Source organism: Streptomyces sp. 2-1 (assembly GCF_048564895.1).
Classification (GTDB): domain Bacteria; phylum Actinomycetota; class Actinomycetes; order Streptomycetales; family Streptomycetaceae; genus Streptomyces; species Streptomyces phaeochromogenes.
In genome coordinates, this window is record NZ_CP183383.1 from 8,596,727 (window position 1) to 8,611,917 (window position 15,191).

At 70.9% G+C, this 15,191-nt stretch carries 14 protein-coding genes; 1 reads left to right on the forward strand and 13 read right to left on the reverse strand.

The features are described from left to right. Positions 1–137: 137 nt before the first annotated feature. Together ACN20J_RS37865 and ACN20J_RS37870 are read right to left on the reverse strand one after the other, a co-directional pair. Complete coding sequence (locus ACN20J_RS37865) at positions 138–635, reverse strand: hypothetical protein (protein WP_419667640.1); 498 nt, start codon at positions 633–635, stop codon at positions 138–140. A gap of 91 nt (positions 636–726) precedes the next feature. After that, entirely contained in the window at positions 727–1,239 is a 513-nt protein-coding gene (locus tag ACN20J_RS37870; protein WP_107102323.1) for a RipA family octameric membrane protein, read from the reverse strand. 66 nt (positions 1,240–1,305) lie between these two features. On the opposite strand from ACN20J_RS37870, the gene ACN20J_RS37875 reads away from it, so the two are divergent. Beyond that, a complete protein-coding gene (locus ACN20J_RS37875) occupies positions 1,306–1,761 on the forward strand; it encodes an RpiB/LacA/LacB family sugar-phosphate isomerase (RefSeq protein WP_362302106.1) in 456 nt (151 codons plus the stop codon). A gap of 48 nt (positions 1,762–1,809) precedes the next feature. On the opposite strand, the gene ACN20J_RS37880 is transcribed toward ACN20J_RS37875, so the two are convergent. The 11 genes from ACN20J_RS37880 to ACN20J_RS37930 form a co-directional block, all read right to left on the reverse strand. Further along, positions 1,810–2,856, reverse strand: a complete 1,047-nt coding sequence (locus ACN20J_RS37880) for a lysylphosphatidylglycerol synthase transmembrane domain-containing protein (RefSeq protein WP_419667641.1) — start codon at positions 2,854–2,856, stop codon at positions 1,810–1,812. Positions 2,857–3,272: 416 nt separating this feature from the next. Further along, entirely contained in the window at positions 3,273–3,887 is a 615-nt protein-coding gene (locus tag ACN20J_RS37885; protein WP_189841316.1) for a GTP-binding protein, read from the reverse strand. After that, complete coding sequence (locus ACN20J_RS37890; protein WP_189841317.1) at positions 3,874–4,230, reverse strand: DUF742 domain-containing protein; 357 nt, start codon at positions 4,228–4,230, stop codon at positions 3,874–3,876. Before ACN20J_RS37890 ends, ACN20J_RS37885 begins: the two co-directional genes overlap by 14 nt. 1 nt (position 4,231) lies before the next feature. Continuing rightward, a complete protein-coding gene (locus ACN20J_RS37895; RefSeq protein WP_055617928.1) occupies positions 4,232–4,660 on the reverse strand; it encodes a roadblock/LC7 domain-containing protein in 429 nt (142 codons plus the stop codon). Between the two features lie 11 nt (positions 4,661–4,671). Then, the gene (locus tag ACN20J_RS37900) at positions 4,672–7,143 is read right to left on the reverse strand and encodes a nitrate- and nitrite sensing domain-containing protein (protein WP_419667642.1); all 2,472 of its coding nucleotides are present in this window, start codon (positions 7,141–7,143) and stop codon (positions 4,672–4,674) included. Between the two features lie 226 nt (positions 7,144–7,369). Continuing rightward, on the reverse strand, positions 7,370–8,398 hold the full coding sequence (locus ACN20J_RS37905) for a substrate-binding domain-containing protein (protein WP_190226954.1): 1,029 nt from the start codon (positions 8,396–8,398) through the stop codon (positions 7,370–7,372). A gap of 195 nt (positions 8,399–8,593) precedes the next feature. Next, positions 8,594–9,538, reverse strand: coding sequence for an ROK family protein (locus tag ACN20J_RS37910; protein ID WP_246574948.1), 945 nt, complete (start codon positions 9,536–9,538; stop codon positions 8,594–8,596). A gap of 104 nt (positions 9,539–9,642) precedes the next feature. Then, positions 9,643–11,469, reverse strand: a complete 1,827-nt coding sequence (locus tag ACN20J_RS37915) for a dipeptide ABC transporter ATP-binding protein (RefSeq protein ID WP_190226956.1) — start codon at positions 11,467–11,469, stop codon at positions 9,643–9,645. Then, a complete protein-coding gene (locus tag ACN20J_RS37920) occupies positions 11,469–12,353 on the reverse strand; it encodes an ABC transporter permease (protein ID WP_419667643.1) in 885 nt (294 codons plus the stop codon). Before ACN20J_RS37920 ends, ACN20J_RS37915 begins: the two co-directional genes overlap by 1 nt. Further along, complete coding sequence (locus ACN20J_RS37925) at positions 12,350–13,309, reverse strand: ABC transporter permease (protein ID WP_361993382.1); 960 nt, start codon at positions 13,307–13,309, stop codon at positions 12,350–12,352. The genes ACN20J_RS37920 and ACN20J_RS37925 overlap by 4 nt, the downstream gene beginning before the upstream one ends. A gap of 35 nt (positions 13,310–13,344) precedes the next feature. Beyond that, positions 13,345–15,138, reverse strand: coding sequence for a peptide ABC transporter substrate-binding protein (locus ACN20J_RS37930; RefSeq protein ID WP_419667644.1), 1,794 nt, complete (start codon positions 15,136–15,138; stop codon positions 13,345–13,347). Positions 15,139–15,191: the final 53 nt, after the last annotated feature.

Below are 15,191 nucleotides of genomic sequence, written 5' to 3' on the forward strand. Positions count from 1 at the left end.
GCCGATCAACTCGCGGCTGATCCGGCCGAGTTGATGCCTCTTCCATCGACATGGCCGGAAATGATCCATCGAGGTGCCGCCATGCGCGCCGTGCTGATCCGGGGCCGGGCGGCCGGGCGGGCCGGTCTCAGGTCTTCTCAGGTCTGTGCGCCGGTTCTTCGGGCGCCGGAGGGCCACACCACGTCGACCGCCATTCCGGCCGCCCGCGCGAGTGCCACCGTGTCCGCGGTGCCGCCGCCCCGGCCCGACGGCGCAGCGCCGTCCCACACCGCCACCAGCCGGTGCGCCTGCTGCAGGAGACGGTCGTTGGCCGCCTCGTAGGCCTCGCGCCCCGCATGCTCGTACGGCATCACGGTCACGTCCTCGGCGGCGTCCCGCAGGGCGTCGAAGCGCGCCAGGTCCTCCGGGCGTACCACCGCCTCCCGGTAGTCCCGGGACGGGAGGATCACCGACAGCCGGCCGCCGAGCGCGAGGATCTCCTCGGCGAACAGGGAGTCGGCGCCGACGGCCAGGCACGAGCGCCCCACCAGCGTGTCACCGCGGAATTCCGCCAACAGCGCGCGGAGAGCGGCGCGTACCGGCCCGGTGGCCTCCTCGGCCAGGTCCATGTGTCCGGTGACGGCGATCGTGGTCATGCGACAACTCCCTTCCGGGCGGGGGAACGTATCTGCCGCATCGCCCAACACCCGGCGCGGGGCGGGGAGTCGGGCACGGTCACGGTGCGGTTCACAGGGCCAGGGCGGCGAAGCCCAGGAGGTAGGTGCCGGCGAAGATGAGGGGAACCCACCGTTCGACGTGGGTCAGCGGCAGATAGACGCGCCAGTCCTGGCCCTCGTCGAGCGCCTTCCACTCGGCGGCCGAGAACGCGCGGGTCGGCAGCCGCTCCTCAAGGGCCCCGATCACCTTCCACTTCCCGTCGTTCAACTGCTGGTAGGAGCGGACGGTGAACCACCAGGCGACGCAGATGGCCAGCAGGACCAGGAGCCCCGCCAGCAGGAGGAGCACCGAGAGGCCGCGCCGCTGCGGCTGGGACAGCCACGCGCCGAGGAAGGCGACCAGACCGCTGTTGAGCGTGAGGAAGAACGTGTTGGCCAGATTGCGTCGGGCGCTGACCCGGTCGGCCATCTCCACGCACAGCTTGTACTGCTCGAAGACCGCCGCCTGGTACGGAGCGGTCTCCTCGCGGTAGTGGGACGCCGTGATGTCGTCGTTCCACAGCGAGTTGCTGATCTCGGCCATGGCCGCATCATCCCCCAGCCGTCGCCCTCCCCACCAGCGGAAGGAGGGGGCGGTAGGCTCCGGGACATGCGGATCTCCGTCTCCTCCGACATGGACGAACCCGTCGCCCGTGCCCTGCTCGAAGAGTTGCGTGGGCGTGGTCACGAGGTGCTGGCGTACGGGGCGTTGAGCCCCGGGGACGATCCGCAGTGGGCGGTGTGCTCGGAAACGGCGGCTCGTCGGGTCGCTGCCGGGGACGCGGACCAGGCGGTCGTGTGCTGCTGGACCGGGACCGGTGCGTCGATCGCCGCGAACAAGGTGCCCGGGGTGCGGGCCGCGCTGTGCACGGACGCGTACACCGCCCAGGGCGCGCGGCGGTGGAACGACGCCAATGTGCTGGCGCTCAGTCTTCGGCTGACGTCCGAGCCGTTGCTCAAGGAGATCCTCGACGCGTGGTTCGGCGCGGAGGCCAGCGAGGACGCCGAGGACCGGGGGAACGTGGCCCACGTCGGGCGGCTCGATCTCGGGAGAGGCGAGGCGTAACCTCCTGCGGTCCAGTGGCCCGTGGCGGCGCCCGTCGTCCGGTGCGGCTCACAGCACCTTGCGGTGTACCAGGATCGACAGGACCAGTGCGCCGGGCAGCAGGGGTACCCAGACCGTCAGGACGCGGTAGCCGATGACGGTCGCCGCGGCGATGCCGACCGGTGCGCCGAACGCGACCATCGTGAACACCAGGGCCGCGTCGACCGGCCCGATGCCGCCGGGCGCGGGCACGGCTCCGACCGCCGTACTGGCGAGGAGCAGCGCGAGGATCACCTGCGCCCAGGACAGCGGCAGCCCGAGCGAGAACCCGACCGTGGCGATCACGCTGCCCTGGAGCAGCGGGGTCACGGCCGAACCGCCCCAGAGGGCGAGGATCCGGGCCGGCCGGGTGTGCAGCACGCGGACGTCGGTCAGGGCGGTGCGTACGCAGTCGAGGGCCGGGCGGCGCAGCGGACGCACGGTGGTCACCAGCAGCGCGGCCGAGCCGAACCCGAGGGTCACGGCACCGGCGACCAGGAGCATGGTCCGTACGTCCGGGACGAGTTCACCGAGGTGCAGCAACTCCGGGAAGGCCACCATGAAGACAAGGAGCACCAGCGTCTTCGCGATCGGCTTGACCAGTGAGTACAGGGCGAGCGAGGCGGTGGCCCTGGCCAGGGGGATGCCGCGGCCCTGAAGGAAGCGCAGGGTGACGGCGTGGGCGCCGATGCTCGCCGGGAGTACGTGGTTCGCGGTACCCGCGGCGACCTGGGAGGCCAGCAGCAGTCCCGGCGGCAGCCGGTCCGGGATGGCGCCCTGCCGCACACACGCGGCGGCCACCCAGCCCAGGCAGGTGAACAGGGCCGCGGCCAGCAGCCACCAGGGGTCTGCGGAGGCCAGCCGGGCGGCGCCGTCACGGACGGCACGCCAGTCGAGCACCGCCCACACCCCGATGAGGAGGAGCGGGAGCAGGCTCAGCGTCCAGCGGGTCAGGCGCGCGGCGGCGGAGAAGCGGGAGCGGGAAGGGGAAGGTGAGGGGGACGGGGATGCAGAGGGGGCGGGGGCGGGCGTGGGGAGCGCCCGGGGGACGGTGGTGTCGAGCGGCAGCAGGGACACGGCGCACGTCGTCCTTCCGCGTCACACCCGCGCGGGGAGCGGGGCGGACGGATACAGGGCGAGACAGGAGGGGACGACCGAAACGTGCCCGCCCGGTGTGACGCGACGGTGTCCGGGAGCGGAAGGGGCGCGGGCGGGCGGGCGACGCGGGCCACCCTCCACGGAGTACGGGCCGTGCGGAGTGTGGGTCGTGCGGAGGAGGGGCCGGGGGGCGCCCTGTGGGGGGTACGGCCCGGTCACTGGTCCCGGCGCTCGTTCGTTCCCGCCACGACGGCCTGACGGCTGCTGCGGCGGACGTGTCCGCGCATCACGCGCTCCGCGCCGACGCGGCGGGGCATTCCTGATGGATCATCAAGTCGGGCAGGGTGGCGCCCAGTTCCGGTGCCGCCCCGCCCCGGCCGTCCCTCCAAGGGGCCTCACACCCGCCCGCTCGGCCGTCCGCTTCCGTTGCTCTGTGCCGACGTGGCTATCAACTGGTCTATCAGCGCTATCAGTACGTCCCGGCACGACTCCCGGTCCCGGGCGTCGCAGAGCAGTACGTGGGTGTGTTCCGGCAGGGCCAGGGCGTCCCGGATCTCGTCCGCTGCGTACGGATGCTCGCCGTGGAAGCCGTTGACGCCGACGACGAAGGGGATGTCGCGCCGCTCGAAGAAGTCGATGGCGGCGAAGCTGGACTCCGGGCGGCGGACGTCGACGAGGACGACGGCGCCCAGGGCACCGATGGCCAGGTCGTTCCACATGAACCAGAACCGCTGCTGCCCCGGCGTGCCGAAGAGATACAGCACGAGTTCCTGGCTGAGCGTGATCCGGCCGAAGTCCAGGGCCACCGTCGTGGCGTGCTTCTCCGGGATGCCGTTGAGGTCGTCGACGCCCAGGCCGGCCGAGGTCAGCGGTTCCTCGGTGCGCAGCGGCACGATCTCGCTGACCGCGCCGACCATGGTGGTCTTGCCGACGCCGAATCCCCCGGCGATCAGGATCTTGACCGTGTCGGGTGCTGAGGTCCCCTGGATGACGGGGTCAGAGCCGGCCAAGGCCGTCCCTCACTTTCTGCAGCAGGTCCATGTCCGAGGTTCGGGAGATCTGGCGTGGGGCGTGGGCGACGATCCGGCCCGCCTCCAGCAGGTCGCAGAGCATGATGCACACCACGCTGACGGGCAGGTCGAGCTGGGCGGCGAGCTCCGCGACCACGACCGGCTTCGCACACAGCCGCAGGATCCGCGCGTGCTCGGGCTGCGGCCGCGCGGCCCGGTCGGGCGGCGGGTCCACCGTGGTGACCGACGTGATGAGGGTGAAGTCGGTGCGGCTGGGCCGGGTACGGCCGCCGGTCAGCGTGAACGGCCGCACCAGACGGCCGCTCGCGTCGCCTCCGTTCACTTCACTCGCCGTTGTCGGTGACGGCGACGCCCGCCCGCGGTGCCGCGCTGAGGTGTTCGCCGATCTTCTTCACCAGCATGTTCATCTGGTACGCGACCACGCCGACGTCCGCACCCTGGCTGGTGAGCACGGCCAGATGGGCGCCCGGCCCGGCCGTGCTGAGTATCAGGTAACTGTTGGCCATCTCGATGAGCGCCTGGCGCACGGGGCCGCCGCGGAAGTCCATGCTGACGCCCTTGCTGAGGCTCATCAGACCGGACGCGGTCGCCGCGAGGCGCTCGGCGTCATCACGTAGGAACCCCGTCGACCTGCTGACGACCAGTCCGTCCTCGGAGAGCACGACGGCGTGGTTCACCTCGGCGACCCGGTCCACCAGTCCGGTGAGCAGCTGGTCGAGCTGGCTGTGCGTGGCGGGGATGGGGCGTGTCATTTCTCTGTCCTTCATGAGCGGTCTGCGGGCGGAGTCGAGGTGACGGATGCGCCTTCGGGTGCTGGTTCTTCCCCTTGGTCGTACGCCGTATCCGTGTCGTTGTCACGCGCCTGGAGCGTTCCGCGCTGGAAACCGGAGAGGGAGGAGGCCGCGCGCTCCGCGGTGAAGTCCGCGAAGGGGTCGTCGGCCTCGGCGGACGCGGCCGGCGGCACGTCCTCCCGCAGCTCGGCGGCCAGGCTGGTCTGCGGCACCCGGCGCGGCAGCGGGGCGATGCCGCCGGACCCCGCCGCGGCCGTACCGGAGCGGGCCGTACCGGCGGCGACCCGGGCCTCGGCCGCCTGAGGTGTCCGCGCCCGGGCGACGGGCTGCGCCTCCCGCGAGCGCTCGTGGGTCTGCCGGTCCGTGCCCGGGATCCGGTCCGCCGAACTCTTCGCGGCGACGCCGACCGGCTCCGCCACCGGCCCGTCGGCCTGCTCCCCGCCCTGCTCCCGGGCGGCCGGCAGGGCCCCGTTCGCGTTCTCCGCGTCGGCGGAGGGTGGTTCGAATTCGAGGGCCTCGCGCACCACGATCTCGTGCGGGATCAGCACGATCGCGGTGGTGCCCCCGTACGGCGAGGACCGCAGTGTGACGGCGATGCCGTGCCGGGTGGCGAGCCGGGCGACGACGAACATGCCGAGCCGCAGGTCGTCGGCGAGCGCCACCACGTCGAACTGCGGGGCTGTCGTCAACTGGGCGTTGAACGACGCGTAGTCCTCGTCGGACATGCCGAGACCGCGGTCCTCGATCTCGACGGCCAGCCCCTTGGCGACCATCCCGGCCCGCACCCCGACCGGGCTGGGCGCGGGGGAGTACGCGGTCGCGTTGTCGATGAGTTCGGCCAGCAGGTGGATGACGTCCGCCACCGCCGGCGGGGTGAGGAACACCTCCTCGTCGGTGTTCACCTCCACCCGCTGGTACTCGGCGACCTCACCGACGGCGCTGCGCAGGATGTCGATCAGCGCGACCGGTTCGGTCCAGCTGCGGCGCGGCTGCTCGCCGCTGATGATGACGAGGTTCTCCTCGTAGCGGCGCAACTGGCTCGCGGTGGAGTCCAGTTCGTACAGGCCCTTGAGGATCTCCGGGTCCTGGTGCTGGCGTTCCAGCGCGTCCAGCTTGGTGAGCTGGAGGTTGACCAGGTTCTGGCTCTGCCGGGCGATGCCCAGGATGACCTTCTGGAACCCGCGCCTGGTGTCGGCGAGTTCGACCGCGGTGTGGACGGCTGTGCGCTGTGCTGCGTTGAACGCCTGGGCCACCTGCCCGAGTTCGTCGCGGCCGTAGTCCAGCGGTGGCGTGGCCGACTCCACGTCGACCTTCTCGCCGCGGTTGAGACGTGCCACCACGTCGGGCAGCCGCTCCTCGGCCAGGCTGAGGGTGGCGATACGCAGCCCGCGCAGCCGCCGGGAGAGGGAGCGGGTGATCCGCCAGGACATCAGGACGCACACCAGCAGGGCGACGAAGCCGCCGGTGCTCAGCGCGGCCGCCTTGATCAGCAGGTCCTCGGCCCTGTCGTCACTGCGTTCCAGCAGCGCCGCCGTCTCCTGGCGGATCAGGGCGGTGTACTGGTCGCCGAGCTTGTCGAACGCGGGGCTCCACCGCTTCTGCGCGTCCGGCAGGGTGATCTTCCGGCCGTCGGTGAGGCCCTTCGCGCGGGCCGCGACGACCTGGTCCTCGACGCCCTCCAGCGCCTTCCACTCCGGACCCTGGAGGATCCGCTCGGTCTGTGTCTTCACCGAGCCGCGCAGCGAGGGCACCAACTGGTCCTCGACGAGCCAGCGCTTCGTGTTGACCAGCTGGACGTAGTGGTTCCACGCGTTCTCGTCGAGCTTCCCGGACGGCCAGGCCAGGTGCAGCTGGGCGTCCTCCTGGGAGACCAGCTCGGCCGAGTGCTCCAGGGCGACCAGCGGGCCCGCCTGCGAGGTGAGTTCGCCGTCGTCGACCTGGGAGAGCTCCTGGAAGGCGTGGATCTGGTCGTCGATGATCGAGGTGTACTGGTCCAGCGCCTGGTCGGGAGTGATGTCGGTGGGGTTGTCCACCTGGCCCCGGTAGTACTCCAGGCTGCCCACCGACGCGATGACCGAGTACATCCGGTCGCTGATCCGCTCGGGGGCCTTCTGGATCGCGTCGGACTGGCCGACGAGTGTCGCGACCGCCTTGTCGGTACGGGCCCGCTGCTCGTCCAGGGCCGTACGCGAACTGCCCGGCCTGGCCAGCAGTACGGCCGACAGACTGCGCTCCCGCTGCAGCGCGAGCGTCGCCTCGGTGCCCATGGCCCCGGTCGACTTGCTGAGCTCCGTCTGGTCCCGCAGCCGCAGACCCTCCGAGAACATCTGGATCGTCGTCACGCCCCACATGGCGGCGAGGGTGACGCTGGGCACCAGAGCCAGCAGGATCAGTGAGAGACGTATGGAGCCGAGACGGCGGCGGGAGCCTGTCCGTGGAGACATCGTCGTCCTAGAGCGATCAGCGGTGAGCGGAGGGGGTCTTGGCGGAAGTCGGGTGGTCAGCAGGGGTGAGAGAGGGGACAAGGGCGGCTGGTGACCGCGTGTCCGATACAGCACAGGGGATGCGCAGGATGCTATCCGTACAAGTGACCGTACGCACCGTGAGTACCCCAAACCTTGGCGACGCTGTTACCTGACGGCGCCGGATCGACGGGTCCGGCGCGGCGGTTCACCGTGTTCCGTTGGCCGCGAACTTGGAGACCGCGGCGACGTTCTGCTTGGTGACGAAGGCCGGTCCGGTGAGCACGGGCTCCTCTCCGCCGCCGCTGAAGTTGCCGTTGGTCTTGTACAGCCAGAACGCGTCCACGGCGAGGTAGCCCTGCAGATAGGGCTGTTGGTCCACGGCGAACTGCACGTCCCCGCTGCGCACGGCCTTCACCAGGTCCTTGTTCAGGTCGAAGGTGGCGACCTCGGCCTTGCTGCCCGCCTTCTTCACCGACTTCACGGCCGCGAGCGCGAACTCCGCGCCGTTCATGACGACTTCGTCGATGGTCCGGTCCTGTCGCAGGGCGGCGGCCACGGAGTCGGTCACGGCGTCCATGTCGGTGCCGTCCACGTAGTGCATCTCGGTCCGGCCGGCGAACGTCTTCTTCACCCCGGCGCAGCGGGCCTCCACGGCGACGTTGCCCCGTTCGTGGATGACGCACAGGGCGTGCTTGGCGCGCAGGGAATCCAGTTTGTCGCCGACCGCCTGGCCCGCGACGCTCTCGTCCTGGCCGAAGTACTGCAGCAGACCCCCGGACTTCCAGGCGTCGATACCGGAGTTGAGGCCGACCACGGGGATGCCCGCCGCCCTGGCCGCGGCGACCGCGCTCTTCATGGCCTCCGGCTTGGCCAGGGTCACCGCTATCCCGTCGACCCGGTCGGCGATCGCCTCCCGCACCAGATCGGCCTGGCCCTTGGAGTCGGGGTTGCTCTCGTACGTCAGGGCGATGCCGTCCTTGGCGGCAGCCGCCTGCGCGCCCTTCTTCACCAGCTCCCAGAAGGCGTCGTTGGGGGCGCCGTGGGTGATCAGGGCGACCTTGATCCCGCCGGCGCTCGCCTTGCCCGTCGCGTCGGCGTCCGAGCCCGCGTCCGCGTCCGATCCTCCGGAACCGGAACAGCCGGACGCGAGCAGACAGACGGCCGCGACGGCGGCGGCCAGAGCGGTGCCGCGGGCGGATCCTGCGGGGACGGGACCTGAGGGAGTGGTGTTCATGGGGGTATGGCACCTCGCTGTGCGGCCGGGCAAGCGGAAGGGGAGCGTGAAGTCGGTGTGACCGTCGGCGGATCATGTGTGCCGACTGTCGGACTTTTGCTGGCCGGAGCCAATCGTGTGTGACGCCTGGTAGTCAAGTGAGCGCCCAGATGGCCGGAGTTGTCTTTTTTGATCATGAGGTGGAGTGAGAAGCGGTCAACCACTCTTGAAAGTGGCCGAGTTGGTGCCTTCGGAGAGGGGCCGGAGCGGAGCGAGAGGTTCCCTGGATTCCGTACGCGCGCGGGAGGCCGCCCCGACCGCGACGGCCGCGCTGCCGAGGCCGGCCCGTACGACCCTGAGCGGGTGGCCGCTGACGGGGGGTTCGGCGGTGAGCGCGGCCCGGATCGACGGCTCCAGGAGCGTCCACGCGCCGCTGACCCCGCCGCCGATCACGAAGGTGGCGACGTCCAGCATGCCCGCGGTGATCAGGATCGCGCGGGCGACCGCGGCGCCGGCGGCCTCGTACACGGCGAGCGCGTCCGGGTCGCCGCGCTCCGCCGCCTCGGCGACGGCGCGGGCGCTGCGGTCGAGCCCGGTCCGTTCGCCGTACCGGGCGGTGATGGACCGGCCGGAGGCCAGGGTCTCCAGATGGCCGTGGCCGCCGCAGGTGCACGGGAGGTCTCCGAAGCCCGGGATGTGGCCCGTCTCGCCCGCCGCGCCCCGCGGCCCCTCGTACAGCGCCCCGTCCAGCCACAGCGCGCCGCCGACCCCCGTGCCGAGCGTCATGCCGAGGACATGCTGCTCGCCAGCGACGGCGCCCCGGGCCACCTCGCCGCGCAGGAACGCGTTGACGTCGTTGTCGAGGAAGACCGGTACGCCGAGCGCGGCCTCCATCGTCGCCGTCACCTCGAACCCGGCCCAGGCGTGGAACGAGTCGCTGGCCACCAGGACGCGTCCGGCGCGGGCGTCGACCACACCCGCCGCGCCCACCCCGACCGCGCGCAGCCGGGCCGGTGTGCGCGCCAGGAGCAGTCCCAGGGCGTCGAGTGCCGCGCCGACCATCGCCGTGCCGCCCTCCGCGGCCGGGGTGGGCACCTCGTGGTTGTCCACGACGTCGAGTTCGGGCGTGCAGAGCACGACCTGAGTGGTCGTGCCGCCGATGTCGACACCGGCGAATACCTCGGGCGTGGAGGCGGGCGGAGAGCCGGGGGCGTGTGGACGTCGCTCGGGTTGACGCGGGTGGGGTGGACGCGGCTGGGGTGCGGTCACGCCCCGCCCTCCGTTCCGGCGGCGGCGAGCGCGGCCTGTCGGTCGGTACGGCGCACACGTTGGAGCACCGGGTCGGGTACGGGCACGGCGGCGATGAGCCGGCGGGTGTAGTCCGTCTCCGGGTGGGTGAGGGTGGTCGCCGTGGCGCCCTCCTCCTCGACCCGGCCCGCCCGCATCACGACGACCCGGCGCGCGAACTGCTGGACGACCGCGAGGTCGTGGGAGACGAAGAGGCAGGCGAAGCCGAGCTCGTCCTGCAGCTCGGCGATCACGTCGAGGACGGTCTGCTGCACGCTGACGTCGAGCGCGCTCGTCGGCTCGTCGGCGACCAGCAGCCGGGGTTCGAGCACCAGCGCCCGGGCGAGACTCACCCGCTGCCGTTGCCCGCCGGACAGCTCGCGCGGCCCGCGGCCCGCCAACTCCCTGGGCAGCCGCACGCGTTCGAGCACCTCCGCGACCCGCTCCCGGCGCTCGGCCGCCGCCATCCCCCGGCGGTGCACCCGCAACGGCTCGGCGACACACTCCGCCACGCTCATCCGCGCGTCCAACGAGGCCACCGGGTCCTGCAACACCACACCGACCCCGGAGAGCAGAGCCCGGCGAGCACGCCCCCTGGCCCGCCGAAGATCGGCACCGAACAACGACACCGACCCGGAGGAGGGCCCCACCAGCCCGAGCGCGACCCGCGCCGCCGTCGACTTGCCCGACCCGGACTCCCCGACGAGCCCGAGGGTTTCCCCGGGCCACACGGTCAGCGATACGTCATCCAGTGCCTGCACGGCCCGCGGCCCACGGCCGAACCGCACGGAGACGCCGTGCAGTTGGACGACTGGGGGGCCGGAGGGGTCGTCGGGCTTGGCTGCGGGTTCCGGGCTGTGGCGGTGGGACGCGACGACAGCGGGCGGGGGCAGCGCGGCGCCGTCAGCCGCCTTGCCAATGACCGCCGCGTCGCCGCCCGGCGGAGACCCAGCCACGGCCGAGCCACCCACCCCCGCCACAGTCAACCGCGGCACAGCCGCCAGCAACCGCTTCGTGTACTCGTGCGTCGGCCGCAGCAGGACCTCTTCCACGGGGCCGGTCTCCACGATCTCGCCGGCCAGCATCACCGCGACGCGGTCGGCGAAGTCCGCGACGACGCCCATGTTGTGGGTGACGAGGAGGACGCCGGTGCCGGAGTCCGCCGCGAGGGCGCGGAGCAGGTCGAGGATCTCGGCCTGGACGGTGACGTCGAGCGCGGTGGTCGGCTCGTCGGCGATCAGGAGGCTCGGGGAGTTCGCGATCGCCATGGCGATGACCACGCGTTGGCGCTGTCCGCCGGACAGCTGGAAGGGGTACGCGGACGCCCGCTTCTCCGGATCCGGGATACCGACCCGGCGCAGTAGTCCGACCGCCTCTCCGGCGGCTTCGCGCGCGGAGACCGGCCGGTGGTTGCGTACGACTTCCGCGATCTGCGCCCCGATCCGGGTCAGCGGATCGAGGGCGGTCGCGGGCTCCTGGAACACCATCGACACCGTGCGCCCCCGCAAACCCATGAGGTCGGTCTCGGCGGCGTCGACGACGTCCGTGCCGTCGACCGAGGCCCGGCCCGACGCCCGCGCGTTCCCCGGCAGCAGCCCCATCGCGGCGAGCGCGACCGTCGACTTCCCGGACCCGGACTCGCCGACCAGCGCCAGTGTCTCCCCGGGCCGTACGTGCAGCGACACCCCGCGCACGGCGGGCACGTCACCCGTCTCCGTGGAGAAGGTCACCCCGAGGTCCTCGACCTCCAGGATGCCGCCAGTGCCGCCCTTACTGCCCACACCGCTCGTCTCCGTCGTCCCCATCACGCCCGCCCCTTCACGTCGAACGCGTCCCGCAGCCCGTCCCCGACCGCGTTGAACGCGCACACGACGAGGATGATCGCGAGGCCCGGCGGCACGATGAGCCACCAGCGCCCGGAGTACGCGGCCGTCAGCCCGGCCGACAGCATTCCGCCCCAGTCGGTCGAGGGCGGCTGGACACCGAGTCCGAGGTACGAGACGTACGCGACGAGCAGGATCGCGTCGGCGACCTGGAACGTCGCCGCGACCACGATCGTCGAGACCGAGTTCGGCAGGATGTGCCGGAAGATCGCCCGGCCGTGGGTCCCGCCGATCGCGCGGAGCGTCAGCACGTAGTCGCGGCTCTTCAGCGTGAGTGTCTCCGCCCGTACGAGCCGGGACGGGACGAGCCAGGACACGAACCCCAGGATGAGGATCAGCCCGAGCGAGTCCGGGGTCGTGATCGCCGAGACGACGAGCAGGATGAAGAGCGCCGGGATGGCGATCCCGGCGTCCACGACCCGCATCATGACCGCGTCGACCCAGCCGCCCGCGTACCCGGCGACCGCGCCCCACAGCGTCCCGATGACCGTCGCGAGGAGCCCGGCCGCGAGTCCGACGAGGAGCGACACCTTCCCGCCGAACATCAGCCGCCCCAGCTCGTCGTGCCCGACCGCGTCGGTGCCGAGCCAGTGCGCACCGCTCGGCGCGAGATTCACCTGGGTGAGGTCGGTGTGGGTCTGGTCGGTCGAGTACACCAACGGGCCCACGAAGCAGAACAACAGGAAGAGGAGGACCACCAACAGCCCTGCCACCGCTAGCCTGTTGCGCGCGAACCGCCGCACGGAGAGGCGGTATCCGGTGGCCAACTCCCGTGTGGCCGCCTCGGTCTGGAGTACGGCACTCATGTCCGGCCCGCCTTCACACGAGGGTCGATGATCCGCTGGACGACGTCGGCGAGCAGCGTGCCGACGACGGTCGCGACGGAGATGACGAGCACACAGCCGAGCAGCACCGGATAGTCGGAGGACTGTGCCGCGCTCCAGAACAGCAGCCCCATTCCCGGGTAGTTGAAGAGCTGCTCGACGACGAGCGCACCGCCGAAGAGCACGGGCACGTAGTAGCCGAGCATCGCGACGACGGGCGTGAGCGAGTTGCGGAAGACGTGCCGCCACAGGATCGCGCGGGGCCGCGAACCGCCGGCCCGCGCGGTCCGTACGTAGTCCTCCTGGAGGTTCTCCAGCGTCGCCGCCCGCATGTACCGGCTGAACACGGCGACCATCGACGCGGCCCCCGCGACCACCGGCAGCACCAGGGCGCCCGGCTGCGCGAACACGTCCGCGAGCGTCTCGCCCTGGGGCGCCTGCGAGGGGAACCAGTTCAGCCACTGGGTGAACACGAGCACGAGCACAAGTCCCAGGAAGTACACGGGAGTCGCGTACGCCACGAAGCTCAGCGTGGTGATGACGTAGTCCACCGGCCTGTTGCGCCGCACCGCCTGCCACATGCCGAGCGGGATCGCCAGCAGCAGCCCGACGAGCGCGGACAGCACGGTCAGGACGAGCGTCTTGGGCAGCCGCTGCTCGATGAGCTGGAAGACCCCCTCGTTGAGCGTGTACGAGGTGCCGAGGTCACCCTGGACCAGCGTGCGCAGGTAGTAGAGGTACTGGACGGGGAGCGAACGGTCCAGGCCCTGCTCGTGGTTGAAGGCCGCGATCTGCTGGGCCGTGGCCTGCGGGCCGAGGATCCCGCGTGCGGGACCCCCGGGCAGCGCGTGCAGCAGACAGAAGACCACGACCGTGACGATGAGGATCACCACGAGGGCCTGGAGGACCCGCCGGGTCAAGTAAGCGAAGGTATCCATGAGTTGGGTCCCGGGCTCTCAGTCGGTCCGGGTCCTCACTTGGTCCACTTCCACTGCGCCGGGTGGAAGTTGGCGAGCGAGTCCTGGGAGAAGCCGCCGAGGCCGTTCTTGACGACGGAGATCTGGTAGTCCGGCGCCGGGAGCCAGATGACCGGCAGGTCCTTCGCGAGGGCCGCGCTGTAGTCCTGGACCTCCTGCGAGGAACTCGACGTCGTGGACGCGGTGATCAGCTTGTCGACGTCGGGGTTCGAGTAGTTGCCGAAGTTCGAGCCGCCCTTGGTCTGGAAGAGCGAGTCGCCGGTCGGGAAGGCGTTGAAGTACCAGCTGCCCGCGGTGCCGAAGAACGACAGCTGCCACTTGCAGATCGGCTGGCCCGAGGTGCACTGCGGGGTCTGCGAGAGCACCGAGTTGACGGGCGCGGTCTTGATCGAGAACTTGATGCCGGTCTTCTCCAGCGAGGACTGGATCGAGCTCATCATGTTGTCGGTCACGGCCGAGCCGGACTGCGACAGCACCTGCATCTCGAACTTCGTGCCCTCGGCGACGCCTTCACCGCACTGCGTGTCCCCGGTCCCCGGGTCCGTACAGACCATGACCCCGCCCTTCTCCTGCCAACCATGGCCGGTCAGAAGGGACTTGGCCTCCGAGGTCGAGAACGGGTACGGGTTGTCCTTCTGCACCTGCGAGACGAAGTCGGACGCCTGCGCCTGCGGGACCGGGCCGTACCCGGGCACGGCCGTGCCGTTGAAGATGACCTTCGCCAGGCTCGTCTGGTCGATCGACCGCTGGACCGCCTGACGCGCGTACAGCTGCTTGAACACCGCGCCCATGGCGGGGTTGTTGAAGTTGTACGGCATGTAGGTGATCGCCCAGCCGGACCACGGCTTGACCGTGTATCCCTGCGCCGTGAACCGGTCCTTCTGGTCGAGGTCGGTGGCCTCGATGTAGCCGTAGTCGACGCTGCCGGAGCGCAGCGCGTTCTTCTCGGCGTCCGCCGTCGTGAAGGGGAGCAGGTTCACCGTCGCGATGTTCGCCTTCTCACCGCCGTCGTACTTCTTGTTGGCGGCCAGCACGACCTTGCCGGACGTGGAGAACGACTTGACCGCGTACGGGCCGCTGATGGTCTTCCACAGCGTGTCCTTGTCGTAGCGGGAGATGTTCTTCGCGGCCGAGTTCAGATACGTCCAGACTTTCTTCGCGCCGGCGGCGGTCCGGTCGGCGTCGGACACCTGGGCGGACGCGTCGGTCTTGTCCCACACGTGCTGCGGCAGCGGAGTGATCTCGCTGAACTGATTCGCCAGCATCCACTGGGAGTTGTACGCCTTGTCGAAGGTGATCGTGAAGTGCCGGTCGTCGACGGTCTTGAACGAGGTCCAGTTGTCCGGCGCCTTGCCCGGGTTGTAGCCCGCCCACTCCGCCTTGTTCGCCTTGATGAGGTTGAACCAGAACTCGACATCGCGCGAGGTGACCGGCTTACCGTCGCTCCAACTGCGGTCGCCCAGCGTGAACTTGACGCTCTTGCCGTCGGCCGCGAAGTCGGCGGCCGTGGCGATGGACGCCTTCTTGTTCCAGGCGATCTTGCCGGTGGAGCCGTCGTAGGCGACGAGCCGCTCCCACAGACTGTCGGCGATGGACCGGTTGTTGGTGTTGAGGTGCGCGGCCGTACCGATCGGCAGGATCCAGTTCGGTGTGAAGTTCGCGGGCAGCGCGTAGTTGATGGAGTCGGGGGACGCGGACGACGTGTCGTTCGTCCCGGAGCAGCCCGCGAGCAGCAGTGTGCCCGCCGAGACGACGGCACAGGCGACGAGCGTCGTGCGAGCAGGGGACATGGCTCTCCTCAGGTGAACAAGGGCTCAGGGTGCGCGAGGCCGGACGCGGGGCC